14 protein-coding genes are annotated in these 14,222 nt (G+C 73.3%); 5 read left to right on the forward strand and 9 right to left on the reverse strand.

Annotation, left to right across the window (positions count from 1 at the left end):
* Positions 1-164: 164 nt before the first annotated feature.
* Both lipA and lipB read right to left on the reverse strand, forming a co-directional pair.
* Positions 165-1,121 carry a lipoyl synthase gene (gene lipA / locus OOJ98_RS06125; RefSeq protein ID WP_267053585.1) on the reverse strand — a complete coding sequence of 319 codons (957 nt, stop codon included), beginning with the start codon at positions 1,119-1,121 and terminating at the stop codon, positions 165-167.
* Positions 1,122-1,244: 123 nt separating this feature from the next.
* Complete coding sequence (lipB, locus tag OOJ98_RS06130) at positions 1,245-2,042, reverse strand: lipoyl(octanoyl) transferase LipB (protein ID WP_267053586.1); 798 nt, start codon at positions 2,040-2,042, stop codon at positions 1,245-1,247.
* 261 nt (positions 2,043-2,303) lie between these two features.
* Between lipB and OOJ98_RS06135 the strand changes: the two genes are divergently transcribed.
* Positions 2,304-3,752, forward strand: a complete 1,449-nt coding sequence (locus OOJ98_RS06135) for a regulator (RefSeq protein ID WP_267053587.1) — start codon at positions 2,304-2,306, stop codon at positions 3,750-3,752.
* Between the two features lie 73 nt (positions 3,753-3,825).
* On the opposite strand, the gene OOJ98_RS06140 is transcribed toward OOJ98_RS06135, so the two are convergent.
* Positions 3,826-5,142 carry an NAD(P)/FAD-dependent oxidoreductase gene (locus tag OOJ98_RS06140; RefSeq protein WP_267053588.1) on the reverse strand — a complete coding sequence of 439 codons (1,317 nt, stop codon included), beginning with the start codon at positions 5,140-5,142 and terminating at the stop codon, positions 3,826-3,828.
* A gap of 635 nt (positions 5,143-5,777) precedes the next feature.
* Complete coding sequence (locus tag OOJ98_RS06145) at positions 5,778-6,671, reverse strand: TIGR01777 family oxidoreductase (RefSeq protein ID WP_267053589.1); 894 nt, start codon at positions 6,669-6,671, stop codon at positions 5,778-5,780.
* A gap of 36 nt (positions 6,672-6,707) precedes the next feature.
* Between OOJ98_RS06145 and OOJ98_RS06150 the strand changes: the two genes are divergently transcribed.
* Together OOJ98_RS06150 and OOJ98_RS06155 are read left to right on the forward strand one after the other, a co-directional pair.
* Positions 6,708-7,271 carry a GNAT family N-acetyltransferase gene (locus OOJ98_RS06150; RefSeq protein WP_267053590.1) on the forward strand — a complete coding sequence of 188 codons (564 nt, stop codon included), beginning with the start codon at positions 6,708-6,710 and terminating at the stop codon, positions 7,269-7,271.
* A gap of 50 nt (positions 7,272-7,321) precedes the next feature.
* A complete protein-coding gene (locus OOJ98_RS06155) occupies positions 7,322-8,533 on the forward strand; it encodes an amidohydrolase (RefSeq protein ID WP_267055537.1) in 1,212 nt (403 codons plus the stop codon).
* 12 nt (positions 8,534-8,545) lie between these two features.
* Here OOJ98_RS06155 and OOJ98_RS06160 read toward each other — a convergent pair whose 3' ends face one another.
* On the reverse strand, positions 8,546-9,196 hold the full coding sequence (locus OOJ98_RS06160; RefSeq protein ID WP_267053591.1) for a TetR/AcrR family transcriptional regulator: 651 nt from the start codon (positions 9,194-9,196) through the stop codon (positions 8,546-8,548).
* A gap of 169 nt (positions 9,197-9,365) precedes the next feature.
* Between OOJ98_RS06160 and OOJ98_RS06165 the strand changes: the two genes are divergently transcribed.
* On the forward strand, positions 9,366-10,169 hold the full coding sequence (locus OOJ98_RS06165) for an SDR family NAD(P)-dependent oxidoreductase (RefSeq protein ID WP_267053592.1): 804 nt from the start codon (positions 9,366-9,368) through the stop codon (positions 10,167-10,169).
* 57 nt (positions 10,170-10,226) lie between these two features.
* Here OOJ98_RS06165 and OOJ98_RS06170 read toward each other — a convergent pair whose 3' ends face one another.
* The gene (locus OOJ98_RS06170) at positions 10,227-10,748 is read right to left on the reverse strand and encodes a DUF4240 domain-containing protein (protein WP_267055538.1); all 522 of its coding nucleotides are present in this window, start codon (positions 10,746-10,748) and stop codon (positions 10,227-10,229) included.
* 130 nt (positions 10,749-10,878) lie between these two features.
* Positions 10,879-11,751 (reverse strand): winged helix-turn-helix domain-containing protein, encoded by an 873-nt coding sequence (locus OOJ98_RS06175; RefSeq protein ID WP_267053593.1) that lies wholly within the window; start codon positions 11,749-11,751, stop codon positions 10,879-10,881.
* Positions 11,752-12,016: 265 nt separating this feature from the next.
* Between OOJ98_RS06175 and OOJ98_RS06180 the strand changes: the two genes are divergently transcribed.
* Positions 12,017-12,244, forward strand: a complete 228-nt coding sequence (locus OOJ98_RS06180; protein WP_267053594.1) for a hypothetical protein — start codon at positions 12,017-12,019, stop codon at positions 12,242-12,244.
* 11 nt (positions 12,245-12,255) lie between these two features.
* Here the strand turns inward: OOJ98_RS06180 and OOJ98_RS06185 are convergent, their stop codons facing one another.
* Both OOJ98_RS06185 and OOJ98_RS06190 read right to left on the reverse strand, forming a co-directional pair.
* Positions 12,256-13,173 carry a FadR/GntR family transcriptional regulator gene (locus OOJ98_RS06185; RefSeq protein ID WP_267053595.1) on the reverse strand — a complete coding sequence of 306 codons (918 nt, stop codon included), beginning with the start codon at positions 13,171-13,173 and terminating at the stop codon, positions 12,256-12,258.
* A 189-nt stretch (positions 13,174-13,362) separates the two neighbouring features.
* Positions 13,363-14,133, reverse strand: coding sequence for a VOC family protein (locus tag OOJ98_RS06190; RefSeq protein ID WP_267053596.1), 771 nt, complete (start codon positions 14,131-14,133; stop codon positions 13,363-13,365).
* Between the last annotated feature and the right edge of the window lie 89 nt (positions 14,134-14,222).

A 14,222-nucleotide genomic window follows, 5' to 3' on the forward strand; every position in this document is an offset into this window, starting at 1 on the left:
GTGTCCAAGCGGTCAAACCCCAATGAAACATTGACGCGGACCCGGAAAACGCTGACGCGGCCCGTACGCGTGCCCCGACCTGCGGGGACGGTGCGAGCCGCGTCATCGAGGCCATTACCGATCAGTAGCTGCTTGTGAGCGGGTTCACGCGCCCGCCGCCCGGGTCAGGCGGTGGCGGCGGCGCTCCGCGCTTCCATCGCCTGCTGGAAGAGACGGCCGGCGCGGTAGGAGGAGCGGACCAGCGGTCCCGACATCACACCGGAGAAGCCGATCTCGTCGGCCTCCTCCTTCAGCTCCACGAACTCCTGCGGCTTCACCCAGCGCTCCACGGGGTGGTGGCGCACGGAGGGCCGCAGGTACTGCGTGATCGTGATGAGTTCGCAACCCGCGTCGTGCAGGTGCTGGAGCGCCTCGCTGACCTCCCCACGGGTCTCGCCCATGCCGAGGATCAGGTTCGACTTGGTGATCAGGCCGTAGTCGCGGGCCTTGGTGATCACGTCGAGGGAGCGCTCGTAGCGGAAGCCGGGGCGGATCCGCTTGAAGATCCGCGGCACCGTCTCGACGTTGTGCGCGAAGACCTCGGGGCGGGAGGAGAAGACCTCCGCCAGCTGCTCGGGGACCGCGTTGAAGTCGGGGGCCAGCAGCTCGACCTTGGTGCGGCCCTCGGCGCGGCCCTCGGTCTGCGCGTGGATCTGGCGCACCGTCTCCGCGTACAGCCAGGCGCCGCCGTCGGCCAGGTCGTCGCGGGCGACGCCGGTGATGGTGGCGTAGTTCAGATCCATCGTGACGACGGACTCGCCGACGCGGCGGGGCTCGTCACGGTCGAGCGCCTCGGGCTTGCCCGTGTCGATCTGGCAGAAGTCGCAGCGCCGGGTGCACTGGTCGCCGCCGATGAGGAAGGTGGCCTCGCGGTCCTCCCAGCATTCGAAGATGTTGGGGCAGCCCGCCTCCTGGCAGACCGTGTGCAGCCCCTCGCTCTTCACCAGTTTCTGCAGCTGGTTGTATTCGGGGCCCATCTTCGCCCGGGTCTTGATCCACTCGGGCTTGCGCTCGATGGGGGTCTGGCTGTTCCGGACCTCCAGGCGCAGCATCTTGCGTCCGTCGGGTGCGACTGCGGACACGTCCGGCTCCCTGTGACTTCGATTCTTCGGCGAACCCAAGGGTACGCCCGTTGTTTGCTGGGGTGAGGTGCGGCTTCCCCGCGGGGGCAACCCCGGGGTGCGGGGCGGCATTCCCGGGCGGGGCTACGCCGACGCCGGTTCGATCTCCCGCGGGGCCAGTTCCGCGTGCTCGATGACGGCGCGCAGGTGCTTCTCGACCACCGGCAGGACCTCCTCGATCGTGACCTCGCGGCCCAGTTCGTACGAGAGCGACGTCACACCCGCGTCGCGGATCCCGCACGGCACGATCCGGTCGAACCAGGTGTTGTCCGGGTTCACGTTGAACGAGAAGCCGTGCATCGTGACGCCCTTGGCGACGCGGATGCCGATCGCCGCCAGCTTGCGGTCCTCGCGGCGCTGGCCGGCGTTGGAGGGTGCGTACTCCGGACCGTTGAGGCGGGCGTCGAACTCGTCGTCGGTCAGGCGCGGGTCGAAGTCGAGCGAGAGACCGCCGAGCCTGGGACGCTGCTCGACCGGGTCGCCGAGCACCCACACCCCGCTGCGGCCCTCGACGCGGGTGGTCTCCAGGCCGAAATCGGCCGCGGTGCGGATCAGGGCCTCTTCGAGCCGGCGTACGTGGGCGACGACGTCGACCGGGCGCGGCAGCTTCTGGATCGGGTAGCCGACGAGCTGGCCGGGGCCGTGCCAGGTGATCTTGCCGCCGCGGTCGACGTCGATGACCGGGGTGCCGTCCAGGGGGCGCTCGCTGTCCTCGGTGCGGCGGCCCGCCGTGTAGACCGGCTGGTGCTCCAGGAGCAGACAGGTGTCGGTGATCTCGTCGGCGAAGCGGGCCGCGTGCACCCGGCGCTGCTCGTCCCAGGCCTCCTGGTACTCGACCGCGTCCTCGCCGAAACCCAGCCGGACAAATCGCAGCTCGTTCACGCCAGCTCCCCTGCCGAACCTCTCGGAACCTCTCGGAACCGCCTGGACCCTCTTGGATGCGATCGATGCGCGCCCTCATTCACTGTACGACCGTGTTCGACACCCCTCGCACGCCCCCTGGAGCCGGCAGAAACGGCACGTCACCACACGATCGGATGAATGCGGGGCGAAGGTGGCGGCATTGGCCGTATTGACCGCTAAATTCTCGCCGTTCCATGAGGGCTGCACGCTTGGCCCGGAAGGCAGGAGAACGCAGAGCTGATGACGGAACGACCCTCGCAGCGCACCCCCAACCGCCAGCTCGCCGCACTCATCGCAGAAGCCGGGTTCTCCAATGCCGGGCTCGCCCGCCGCGTTGACCAGCTCGGACTTGAGCACGGCCTGGACCTGCGCTACGACAAGACCTCGGTCACGCGGTGGCTGCGCGGCCAGCAACCGCGCGGCACCACACCCGCGCTGATTGCCGAGGTGTTCACCCGGCGGCTCGGCCGCCGGCTCTCCGCCCAGGATCTCGGGCTCGACGCCTGCGCGCCGGTCTACGCGGGCCTGGAGTTCGCGGCGACCCCGGAGGAGGCCGTCGACATCGTCAGCGGGCTCTGGCGCAAGGACTCGGGCAGCCACGCCGAGCTCCGCAAGATCGCCTTCACCCCGGCGGGGCTGGTGGTCCCGAGCAGAGACTGGCTCATCGGGCGGGCCGACGACCGGGTGGGGCGGGGTGAACCCGGCCCGCCGTCCCAGGTGACCCGCATCCCCGTCCAGGGCCGCCCCTCCGTGCCCCGCCAGCGCACCACCGACCGGGGCCCGGGACAGCGGGTGACCAGCGGGGACATCGCGGCGCTCCGCTCCGTCGGCGAACTGTTCCGCACCCTCGACCACGCCTACGGCGGCGGGCACGCCCGCCAGGCCCTGGTGCGGTACCTGGAGCACGAGGCCGAGCCGATGCTGCGCGGCACCTACGGCGAGAACGTGGGGCGGCGGCTGTTCGCCGCCGCCGCCGACCTGACCAGACTGGCCGGCTGGACCTCGTACGACATCGCCGCGCACGGGCTCGCCCAGCGGTACTTCGTGCAGGCGCTCCGGCTCTCGCAGGCCGCGGGGGACCGGGCGTACGGCTCGTACGTGCTGGTCACGATGAGCCGCCAGGCCGTCTACCTCGGGCACGGCCGCGAGGCGGTCCAGCTGGCCCGGGTCGCCCAGCAGGGCGTCGGGTCCGCGGCGCCGCCCGTCGTGCAGTCGCTGCTCAACGCGGTGGAGGCGCGCGGCCACGGAGTGCTCGGCGAGGTACGGGCGTGCACCGCCTCGCTGGTACGGGCCGAGCGGGCCCTGGAGAGCGCGCGGCCCGGCGACGACGTGCCGCACTGGGCGCGCTTCTTCGACGAGGCGCAGCTCGCCGACGAGTTCGGCCACTGCCACCGCGACCTCCAGCAGTACCGGGCCTGCGCCCAGCACGCGGAGCGCTCGCTGCAACTGCGCGCCCCCGGATACGCCCGCTCGCGCCTGTTCTGCCGCGTCGTGCTCGCCACGGCCCGGCTCGGCCTCGGCGAACTCGACCAGGCGTGCGCGCTCGGCGCGGAGGCGGCCCAGCAGGCGAGCGAGATGCGCTCGGCCCGCGCGGTGGAGTACGTCCGCGACTTCGAGCGCCGTCTCGAGCCCTACCGGGACGCCGCCGCGGTACGCACCTACCGGGACCGGGTGGCCGCGCTGGGGTGACGCGGGGGCCGGCGTCCACGACGACGCCTTCGTCGTGGACGCCGGCCTGCTGAAGGCCCCGGGGCATCGCGGTTCAGGCGGCCCGGTGGATCACCTCCGCCGTCGCCTGCCAGGGGCGGACGCCCAGGTCTGCGAGGATCGCGTGGGCGGCGCGGCGGCCCGAGTAGAGGGCGCCCTGGACGGTGCTGGTGTCGCGGTGGTCGCCGCAGACGTACAGGCCGGCCAGGAGCCGGACCGGGCGGCGCAGATCGTGCGGGGCGGGCATCGACGGCACGGCCTGCGGGGTGTGGTGCAGGGCCAGCAGTTCCCAGTCGGCGGTGGACGTGGCGTACAGGGACGCCAGTTGGCGGCGTACGGCGCGCTCCACGTCGTCGGGCGGGGCGCCGAGCACGGCCGAGGTGATCAGGGTCCGGCCGTGCGGCGCACGGCTCGGGTCGACCTCGCTCATCACCGAGGTGTACGCCACGGGCCCGCTGCGGTCCGCGTCCAGGAGCAGCGCGGGGTCGGCGAGGGGGGAGTGCGGCGCGGTGTGGTGCAGCACGGTCAGCGGGTGGAAGCCGGGGACCCTGAGGCCCGGCAGGAGTTCGGCGGCGGCGGGGGCGTCGGTGGCCAGGAGCACGGAGCGGCAGCCGAACACGCCGTGCTCCGCTGTGGTGACCGAGGTCGTGGCGACGGAGGTCACCTTCACGTCCGTACGCACCGTGCCCGGCGGCAGGGCCGCGGCGAGCAGCTCCGGCAGGGTGGCCGCGCCGCCCGCCGGCACACAGAGCCTGCCGCGCGCGAAGCCGCGCAGGGCGAGGTCGGCGCAGCGGCTCGACGTGGTCAGGCCGGGGTCGCAGAGCAGGGCGGAGAGCAGCGGGCGTACGAAACCGTCCAGGGTGCGGGCGGGCAGGCCCCGGCTCGACAGGGCCTCGCCGATGGGGAGTTCGGGGCGGGCCGTGATCCGCGCCAGGGGAGTGGCGGCGAGCTTGGCGAGCGCCTTGCCGAGCCGGGCCTGGTCGAGCGCGCCGCCGAGGGGGGTGGGGGTGCCGCGAGGGGCGCTCGCTCGGGCGCGTGCGGCGGCCAGTGCGCCCCTCGCGCTCCCGGTCGCACCGGCCCGGTGGTGGCGGCCCTCACTGTGCACGAGGACCCCGGGCGAGAAGGGGCGCAGCGGCAGCTCTTCGAGGCCGGGGGTGCGGGTCAGTTCCGGGTACGACGTCGAAAGGAGCTGCCCGATCCGGTCGAGCCGGAAGCCGTCGATCTGCTGCGTCGACATGCGGCCGCCCACACCGGGGGCTGCCTCCAGGACGCTGACCGTGACTCCCGCGCCGGTCAGCCGATGGGCGGCTGACAGGCCCGCGAGCCCGGCTCCCACGATGAGTACGTCCGCATGGTGTGCGGTGCTGAGCACGTGGTCCTCCCCGAGGTGGGCGCGGTAGGTGGAGGCCTCATGCCCCCAACTGGCCGACGGAATGCCGTAGTTCGGAGAGAGAGTAGGGATGTTCCGGGGGGTGGCCCCGCGCGCAGGGGGGTGGACGTCGAGGCACACCGGGCGCACGGGGTCCCTCCGGGGGAGGCGGGGTGGGGCATCCCGGGCCCGCGGGGGTCTTTGCGTCCGGACCCCGCCGGCACCTGCGGACCGTGCTCGCTCCTCGCGCGCTGACTACTCGGTGCCGGCCGGCATGCGGACCCTCAGCCCGTCCGGCTGCTCGACCTCGGCCTGTGCGGCCACCTCAGCCCGTCCGGCGTTTGAGGACGAGCGCCCTTGAGGCGCGAACCGGGGTCTGGGGCGGAGCCCCAGGGGCCCGTCTCCAGGGTGCGGACCGTGCGTGGCTTGGCGCGCAGTTCCCCGCGCCCCTGTAAGGCACCCGGTGCCGAGTGGTCGCGCTCCCCGCGGCGGAGCCGTGCAGAAGGGGCAGGCCCGCGCCCCTAGTAGGGCACCCGGTGTCGTGTGCCGGCATGCACGTCCTCAGCCCGTCCGGCGTTTGAGGACGAGCGGCCTTCAGGCGCGAACGGGGTCTGGGGCGGAGCCCCGGGGGGCAGCGCCTACGCTGCCCGGAGCGCGGCCTCCACGCTCGGGAAGGCGTACCGGAACCCCGCCGCCAGCAGCGCCGCAGGCACAACGCGCTGACCCGCCAGCACATCCCCCGCCGCCTCCCCGAGAGCGACCCGCAGCGCCGCCCCCGGCACCGGCAGCAGGGCCGGGCGGTGCAGTACCCGGGACATCGCCTCCGTCACCTCCCGGTTCGTCACCGGCTCCGGCGCCGTCAGGTTCACCGGCCCGGACAGCGACTCCGTGTCCAGCAGGAACCGCAGCGCCGCCACCTCGTCGTGCAGTGCGATGAACGACATGTACTGGCGCCCGCTGCCGAGCCGCCCCCCGAGCCCCGCCCGGAACAGCGGGATGAGCTTCGCCCAGGCGCCGCCCCGGCGGGACACCACAAGACCCGTACGGGCGAACACCGTACGGATGCCCGCCTCCTCGGCCGGCCCCGCCGCCTCCTCCCACTCCACGCACACCGAGGGCAGGAAACCGTCGCCCGGTGGCGCCGACTCGTCCACCGCGCGCGACCCCGTGTCGCCGTAGTAGCCGACCGCCGACCCGCTCACCAGCACCTTCGGCGGGGTGTCCAGAGAGGCGAGGGCCTCGGCGAGCGCCGCCGTGCCGAGCACCCTGCTGTCCCGGATCTGCTTCTTGTACGCGTCCGTCCACCGGTGGTCGGCGACCCCCGCCCCGGCCAGATGCACCACCGCCTCGCACCCGGTGAGCCCCGCCGCGTCCACGTACTGGCGCGCCGGATCCCACGCGACCTCGTCCGGCGCGTCCGCGCCGCGCCGCACCAGGCGCAGCACCTCGTGCCCGTCCGCCCGGAGCGAGCGGACCAGCTCCGTACCGATCAGTCCTGTCGAACCCGTCACCGCGATCTTCATGGAGCTCATCCTCGCTCGGTCCGTCCCACGTGGCACAGTGGCCGCATGGACGAGTCGTACCCCACGCCCCGTACTTCCGCGCCCCCGCTGATACGGGCCGCCCGGCGCTCCGACGGCGACCGGCTCGCCGTGCTCACCCGTGAGGCGTGGTCCACGCTGCACGCCGTCGGGCCGCGCCCCACCGCGCCGTACGAGCCCTTCTTCGACGACCTGCACCTGCCCTCGCACTTCCTCGTCGCCGAGCTGGACGGCGAGGTGGTGGGGTTCATCCGGCTGGTGCCGGCCACCTCGCTCGCCAGCAACCGGCACGTCCGGCAGATCCAGGGGCTCGAAATCGCCGCCTCCGCACAGCGCCGCGGGGTGGGCCGCGCCCTGCTGCGCGGCGCGTACGAGGCGGCCCGCCGGCAGGGCGCCACCCGGATCACCCTGCACGTCCTCGGCCACAACGCGCCGGCCCGCGCGCTGTACGAGGCCGAGGGCTTCGCCGTCGAGGGCGTACTGCCGGGCGAGTTCCTCCTGGACGGCGCGTACGTGGACGACATCCTCATGGGCCGCTCCCTCACCGACAGCCGACCACCCGCACCCCCGAGAGCAGGGCAGGCACCGTGACCCCTTCCACCCCCTCCGCCCGGAGCGCGGCCGGCGCCGCCCCCACCGTCCTGCGCGGGCTCGACGCGATCCACGCCGACCTCGCCGGGCTCTACCGCGACCTGCACGCCCACCCCGAGCTGTCCTTCGCCGAGCACCGCACCGCCGCCGAGGCCGCCCGCAGGGCGCGGGAGTACGGGTACGAGGTGACGACCGGGGTCGGGCGCACCGGAGTCGTCGCCGTCCTGCACAACGGCCCCGGGCCCACCGTGCTGCTGCGGGCCGACATCGACGCGCTCCCGGTGACCGAGCGGACCGGCCTCGCGCACGCCTCCACCGTCGAGGGCGTCATGCACGCCTGCGGCCACGACATGCACACCACGTGCCTGCTCGGCACCCTCAAGCTGCTCGCCGACGCCCGCGCGCTGTGGAGCGGCACCGTGCTCGGCGTCTTCCAGCCGGCCGAGGAGATCGGCCGGGGCGCGCGGGCCATGCTCGACGACGGGCTCTACGAGCGGTTCGGCACGCCCGACGTCGTGCTCGGCCAGCACGTGGGGCCGTTCCCCGCCGGGATGATCGGCGCGCACCCGGGGCCCGCCTTCGCGGGCGCCGACTCGCTCAGGGTCGTCCTGTACGGCAAGGGCGCGCACGGTTCGCGGCCCGAGGCGTCCGTCGACCCCGTGGTGATGGCCGCCTCCACCGTGCTGCGGCTCCAGACCATCGTGTCCCGCGAGATCCCGGGCAGCGAGACGGCCGTCGTCACCGTCGGCGCCCTGAACGCCGGGACCAAGGACAACATCATCCCGGACGAGGCCGAGCTGAAGCTCAACATCCGCACGTACAAGCCGGACGTGCGGGACAAGGTGCTCGCCGCCGTCGAGCGGATCGTGCGCGGTGAGGCGGCCGTCGCCGGCGCCGTGCGCGAACCCGACATCGAGACGGTCGACACCTTCCCGGTGCTCGTCAACGACGAGGGCGCGGTGGCGCGGACCATGGCCGCCGTCGGCGCGGTCATCGGCGCCGACAAGGTGCTCGACCCGGGCGCCGTCACCGGCAGCGAGGACGTCGGCCTGTTCGGCACGGACGCCCAAGTGCCGCTCTGCTACTGGCTGTTCGGGGGAGCGGATCCGGCGGCGTACGGCGCCGCGTTCGCCGCCGGCACCCTCGACAAGGACATCCCCTCCAACCACTCGCCGTTCTTCGCGCCGGTCGTCGACCCGACGCTGACCACCGGCGTCACCGCCCTCACCGCCGCCGCGCTCGGCTGGCTCGACGCCCGGTAGCGGTACGGCGGTTCAGCGGCCCAACAGGCGCATTCCGCCGGTGAGTTCGCGCAGACAGCGCACGGCGAGTTCGGCGGGGGAGCCGGGGCCGGAGGCCGGTGCGTCGGTGGCGGCCCACGCCTCCAGGGCGACCCGGATCGCGTCGGTGGCCGCGGCCGCCGCGAGGCGCACCTCCAGGGCGTCCGCCCCCGGCCCCGCCAGGCGGGCGAGCACGGGCAGTAGCCGCTCCTCGGAGTCCTGGTTGACCCGGTACCAGACCGCGCGCAGCGCCGCGTCGTGCTCCGCCGCGCGCAGTAGCCCCCTGGTCCACCGCAGTTGTTCCGCGGCGGGTGCGTCGGGCACCGCGAGGGCCTCGCGCACGGCCGCCTCCAAAGTCCTGGCGAGCGGGCCGGGCTCGGCGGCTTCGAGCAGCGCCCGCCAGCGTTCGGCGCCGCCCGAGAGGAGCGGGCCGACCGCGTCCTGCTTGGAGCGGAAGTAGCGGTAGAAGGTGCGCAGGGCGACGCCGGCGTGCCGGGCGATGGCCTCCGCGGTGGTGCCGTCGGGGCCGTGCTCGGCGAAGAGCGCGGCCGCGGCGCGGGCGATGTCGAGCTGGGTCGCGGCCTTGCGGCGCTCCGTCAGGGAGGGCTTGGGCGGCGGGGCGGGCTGCGCGGCGGGCTGGATCACCGCCCAAGCCTACGCCCGCACCTCTCCCGCCTGCACGGATTGACGTCATGGCAAAACGTGCCACCTAGGCGTACGGTGGTGTCGAATCCTCCTGGACCCACGACGAGCCGACGACGGACCCCGGGCCCTGTCGGCCCCCGGGTCCCGATCTTGAGAAAGCTGGACCGCGATGAGCGTGCACACCGTCACCGACCGCTACGAAGGACGCCGGGCCCTGGTCACCGGCGGTGGCTCCGGCATCGGGCAGGCCACCGTGCTGCGCCTGCTCGCCGAGGGCGGGCATGTCGTCGCCGCCGACGTCAGCGAGGCCGGCCTGAAGGACACCGCCGACAAGGCGGGCGCCGGCATCGGACGGCTGACCACCCTCGTCGTCGACATAGCCGACGAGGCCTCGGTGCGCGAGGGCGTCGCCGCCGCGGTCTCCGCGCTCGGCGGCCTCGACGTGCTCGTCAACGCGGCCGGGATCCTGCGCTCCTCGCACACCCACGAGACGAGCCTCGCCGAGTTCAACCAGGTCGTCGCGGTCAACCTGACCGGCACCTTCCTGATGATCCGCGAGGCGATCCCGGCGCTGCTCGAAGGCGACGGCGCGGCCGTGGTCAACTTCAGCTCCACCTCGGCGGTGTTCGCCCACCCCTACATGGCGGCGTACGCGGCCAGCAAGGGCGGCATCCAGTCGATGACCCACGCGCTCGCCGCCGAGTACGCGAAGCGGGGCATCCGCTTCACCGCCGTGCAGCCCGGCTCGATCTCCTCCGGCATGACCGACGGAAGCGGCGCCTCCCGCGCCAGCGTGGGCCCCGGCCTGCCCGCCGACGCCGACCTGTCGCTGTTCGTGAAGCTGGCCCCGGCCATCGGCGCGGGCTTCGCGGGACCGGAGACGGTGGCCTCGGTGGTCGCGATGCTCGCCAGCGACGACGGCCGCTTCATCACCGGCACCGAGGTACGGGTGGATGGCGGCACGCACTTCTGAGTTCCGGGCGGGGGAGCGCCTGGAGCGGGCCGGGACCGGCCTGGCGCCGGGGCCCGCTCAGGCGGTGCCGAACCGCTCCCACAGCCGGGGATAGCGGTCCGCGAGCGCCGACTCGTCCTCGAAGTCCAGCGCGGTGCCCTCCGGCTCCTCGGGCTGCGGCGGGATGCCGAGGTCGGGCGCGACGACGCCGGTGAGCTGCTCGTACGCCTCGTCGGCCGCGTAGCCGAGCTCCTCGCCGTCGCCGTCGACCTCCTCGTCGAACTCGCCGAGGAGGTCGGCGAGCGCGTCGGGGTCGTGCACCGCGCCCTCGAAGACCTCGCGGCCCTGGCCGATGAGCCAGCAGCGGAAGTAGTCGAAGGCGTCGTCGCTCGCCCCGTCGAGCAGCACGGCGGCGGCGCCCCACAGGTCCCAGCGGTAGGCGCGGTTGTAGCGTGCCTCGAAGTGCCGGGCGAAGTCGAGCACGGAGTCGGGGTCCAACTGCAGCAGCCGGTCCACGAGCAGGTCGGCCTGTTCCTCGGGGTCGCCGTCGGCGGCCTCGCGGGTACGGTCGACGATCTCCCAGAACTCCGTCTCGTCCATCACGGAACCAGCATCGTGGGTAGGGGGTTGCGGCGCACGCGGAGCGGCGCTTTTCGTCCGGTTGCCGCCGATCGCCACCCCTGGCACATCTGTCGCCATAGGGCCCGGTGGCCCGTCGCGGCGGGCCCGGTCACTCGTCGAGCGGCCGCAGTGGCGTGGCGACCATCTCCCAGCGCGAGTCGAACCAGGCCTGCACCTGCTGGAACTCGGCCCGCTCCAGGGAGCGCGCGCCGTTGCCCTCCGCCGTGGCCGGGAACAGGGTGTCGCTGTGCAGTTCGAGGACCTCTATCGACGCGGCGTCGACCAGGATGCGGGTCTTGCGCAGGAAGTAGTAGCCGGTCAGCATCTGGCTGCCGTTGATGAGGTAGCGCTTCTCGCCGGGCACCGTGGGCAGGCTCCGGATCTCCACGGACACCGAGCCCACCGTGCCTTCCTCGGCCAGCTGGGTGAGCGAGTGGTGCAGCGCCTCCGCGTACATCCGGATGACGCGCCGCAGCCGGCGAAGCGGGCGCAGGTCCTCGGGGTCGTCGACGTGGCGCGGGTAGGGGTGGTGGGTGTCGAGATCCGGCACCAGGACCCGCACCCGGACCGAACGCGGCGCCGCGCGGTCGCCGAGCCTGATCAGTTCGGCCTGTTGCTGGACGGCCCGGGACAGCTCCTCGGTGTGCAGCGACCAGACGTCGAGCGAGACATGGGGGGCGTCGAAGGCGCGGGAGATGTAATGGCCCAATGGCCGTCCGATGGCAGCCTGCCGGGCCACCCGGGCGCCCCGGCCCGACACCCCCGCCTCCAGGAGCTGCTCCTCGCGCAGCAGGTGCAGCGCCTTCTGTACGGTGCCGCGCCCGCAGCCGAAACGCCGCATGAGCTGCTCCTGCTTGGGCAGCGCCTCGCCGGGCGCCGGGGCGCCGTTCTGGATCTCCTGGCGCAGCGCGTCGGCCACCACGCGGTAGCGGGGGGTCTCCCCGGCGTCGTCCCGGCCGGCCCCTGAGGTGTGGGTCGTCACCCAGCGAGGCTACAACTCGCGGTCAAGACAGGACAGATGCCTGTGGCAAGCGGTCAATTCCCTTGCTTGACCGTCTGGTTGCCCTCCTTGGCCGCGCAACTCGCCATTGGCATAGTCGTGTTGCCCAATATGCAGTCGGTTGGCCATAGATGGCAGCCATTCACGAAGGGTAGGAGGAGGGCACACGATCGCCGGCCGACGAGGGCACCGGACGTCCCTACGTCGGGGTGCGGTCCGCGGCGGCGACTACCGGAGGAGGTGTTCCATGGGACTGGAGACGCGGGTGCAGATCGTCCTCGAACTGCTGTCGAACGCGGGTGTGGTGTCCCTGTTCGGCCCGTCGGGCCTGCTGGTGCTCGCCGTGTGCGTGCTGCTCACGAAGGGCGGCCGCGCGGAGTCCCGTGAGCCGGGGCCCCTTCCGGCCGGGCCGCGCACCAACCTGGTCTGCGTGGCGGCCGTGCTCGTGGTGCTGCTGCTGATCGCCGCGGTGTGAGCGGGGCGGGCTCAGTCCGCGTTCGGGTCCAGGGGGCGGGCGATGGTGTTCCAGAGCGAGTCGAACCACTGCTGGGTCTGCTCGACGTAGCCGCGGGTCACCTGGTCGTCGTCGACCACGGTGTGCCGGAAGAGCATGCCCTCCACGCCGAGCATGTCGTAGATCTCGATCGGGGTCCGGTCGAGATCCACCGTGCGTTCCGTCACCTGGTAGTGGCCGGCCAGGACCTCGCGGCCGTTGAGGATGTACACCTTCTGCGTCGGGGTGATCGCCACCTTGCGCGCCTCGACGCTCACCTCCTGCACCAGGTCGCGGACCTTGAGCATCCGCAGCGAGTGGCGCAGCGAGCCGTAGATGTGGTTGCTGGTGATCCGCAGCCGCTCGCGGGGCCGGAGGTTGCCCAGGTCGCCGACGACCTGGGGGAGGGCGAGCGGGGCCTCGGCGTCCGGCAGCAGGATGCGGACGGTGACGCTGCGCGGGCCCGAGCCCTCGGCCTGGACGGCGACGAGCGGGCCTGCGAGCGCGGAGGCCAGGGTCTCGCCATTGAGGCAGTACGCGTCGATGGTGACCTCGTCCTCGCGGAAGCACTGCGCCACCCGCTCGCCGAGGAAGACCCCTGCGGGCCGGGGCGCATGCCGGCGGGGTCCGGGCACGTCGCGCCGGTGCGCGGTCGCCGGGGCGCCCGCGGGGCGGGCGACGGTCGGCGGTGTGCCCTGCTGGGCCCGCCTGATCAGCCCTTCCCGCTCAAGAAGCTCGACGGCGCCGCGAACAGCCCCGCGCGGCACGGCGAACCGCGCGCTCAGCTCGGCCTGCGTGGGCAGCCGCTCCCCGACCCGCAGCTCGCCCTCGCGGATCAGGGCACGCAGACCATCGGCGACCACATCCCGCGGACGACGCTGTCCCCCGGCCGAAGCGCTGCTACCAGACACGGGCCCATGGTACAACGCCCTGCCATTGAGGGCGAGTTGCTCGTCACAGTCTGCCAATGCGACCGCACCGGGCCGTAGTTGAGCCGGGCGTCCGGTGCCGCCGAGAGGTGTGGCTTTCGGGTGCGGGCCGGTGGTGGGCCGGTGGCCCAGCTCGCCGCGCTCCTGGCGGGGGCCGGGCGGAAGAGCGGGCTACTCCGTCACCGCGATGACCGAGAAGACGCCTCCCTGCGGGTCGCGGAGCAGGGCGAAGCGGCCCGGGGGGATGGTCGTGGGCGGGACGTGGATCTCGCCGCCCAGTTCCCGGGCCCGTTCCGCGACCGCGTCGCAGTCCTCCACCTGGACGTACACCATCCAGTGCGACGGCACCTCCGGCGGGAAGTCCGAGCCCATGTGCATCATCCCGCTGAAGCTCTCCCCGTCCAGCTTCCACTCCGTGTACGAGGAGGACGACCCGTACGGGTTGGCCTCGCTGCCGTCCCAGCCGAAGACCGTCCCGTAGAACGTCCTCGCCTGGTCGCGGTCGCGGGTCAGGAGCTCGAACCAGCACATCCCGCCCGGCCGGTCCACCACCCCGAAGCCCTTGTGCTCCTTCGGCTGCCAGACGCCGAACACCGCGCCCCCGGGGTCCGCGAAGACCGCGAGGCGGCCGGAATCGAAGACGTCCATGGGGCCGGCCACGATCGAGCCGCCGCTGCCGGTCACCTTCGCCGCCGTCGCGTCGGCCGACTCGACCTGGAAGTACACCAGCCACGCCACGGGCTGCTCCGGGGCCGTCCGGGGCCCGTACCCGCCGGCGTACTCCTCGCCGAGCAGGAACATGCCGTACCCGCCGGCCTCCTCCATCGGCACGTCCGCGCCCCGCCAGCCGAAGAGGGCGCCGTAGAAGGCCTTGGCGGCCGGCACGTCGGTCGTGGAGAGGTCGGCCCAGGCCGGTGCGGACGGGCGGTTGCAGATCTTCATGCGGTGCTCCCGGGGTCGTGTCGCCTCCGGTCGACCATTCACGCACGCGTGCCCCGCCCCGGCAATCGGGACGGGGCACGCGTGCGTAC

Origin of the sequence: Streptomyces sp. NBC_00083 (genome assembly GCF_026343295.1) — a bacterium.
Taxonomy (GTDB): Bacteria; Actinomycetota; Actinomycetes; order Streptomycetales; family Streptomycetaceae; genus Streptomyces.

Excerpts from the sequence above, each read along its gene's own strand:
- OOJ98_RS06145 (WP_267053589.1), bottom strand. The coding sequence starts at position 6,671 with ATGAGCTCCATGAAGATCGCGGTGACGGGTTCGACAGGACTGATCGGT.
- OOJ98_RS06165 (WP_267053592.1), top strand. The coding sequence starts at position 9,366 with ATGAGCGTGCACACCGTCACCGACCGCTACGAAGGACGCCGGGCCCTG.
- OOJ98_RS06150 (WP_267053590.1), top strand. The coding sequence starts at position 6,708 with ATGGACGAGTCGTACCCCACGCCCCGTACTTCCGCGCCCCCGCTGATA.
- OOJ98_RS06135 (WP_267053587.1), top strand. The coding sequence starts at position 2,304 with ATGACGGAACGACCCTCGCAGCGCACCCCCAACCGCCAGCTCGCCGCA.
- OOJ98_RS06180 (WP_267053594.1), top strand. The coding sequence starts at position 12,017 with ATGGGACTGGAGACGCGGGTGCAGATCGTCCTCGAACTGCTGTCGAAC.
- OOJ98_RS06190 (WP_267053596.1), bottom strand. The coding sequence starts at position 14,133 with ATGAAGATCTGCAACCGCCCGTCCGCACCGGCCTGGGCCGACCTCTCC.
- OOJ98_RS06170 (WP_267055538.1), bottom strand. The coding sequence starts at position 10,748 with ATGGACGAGACGGAGTTCTGGGAGATCGTCGACCGTACCCGCGAGGCC.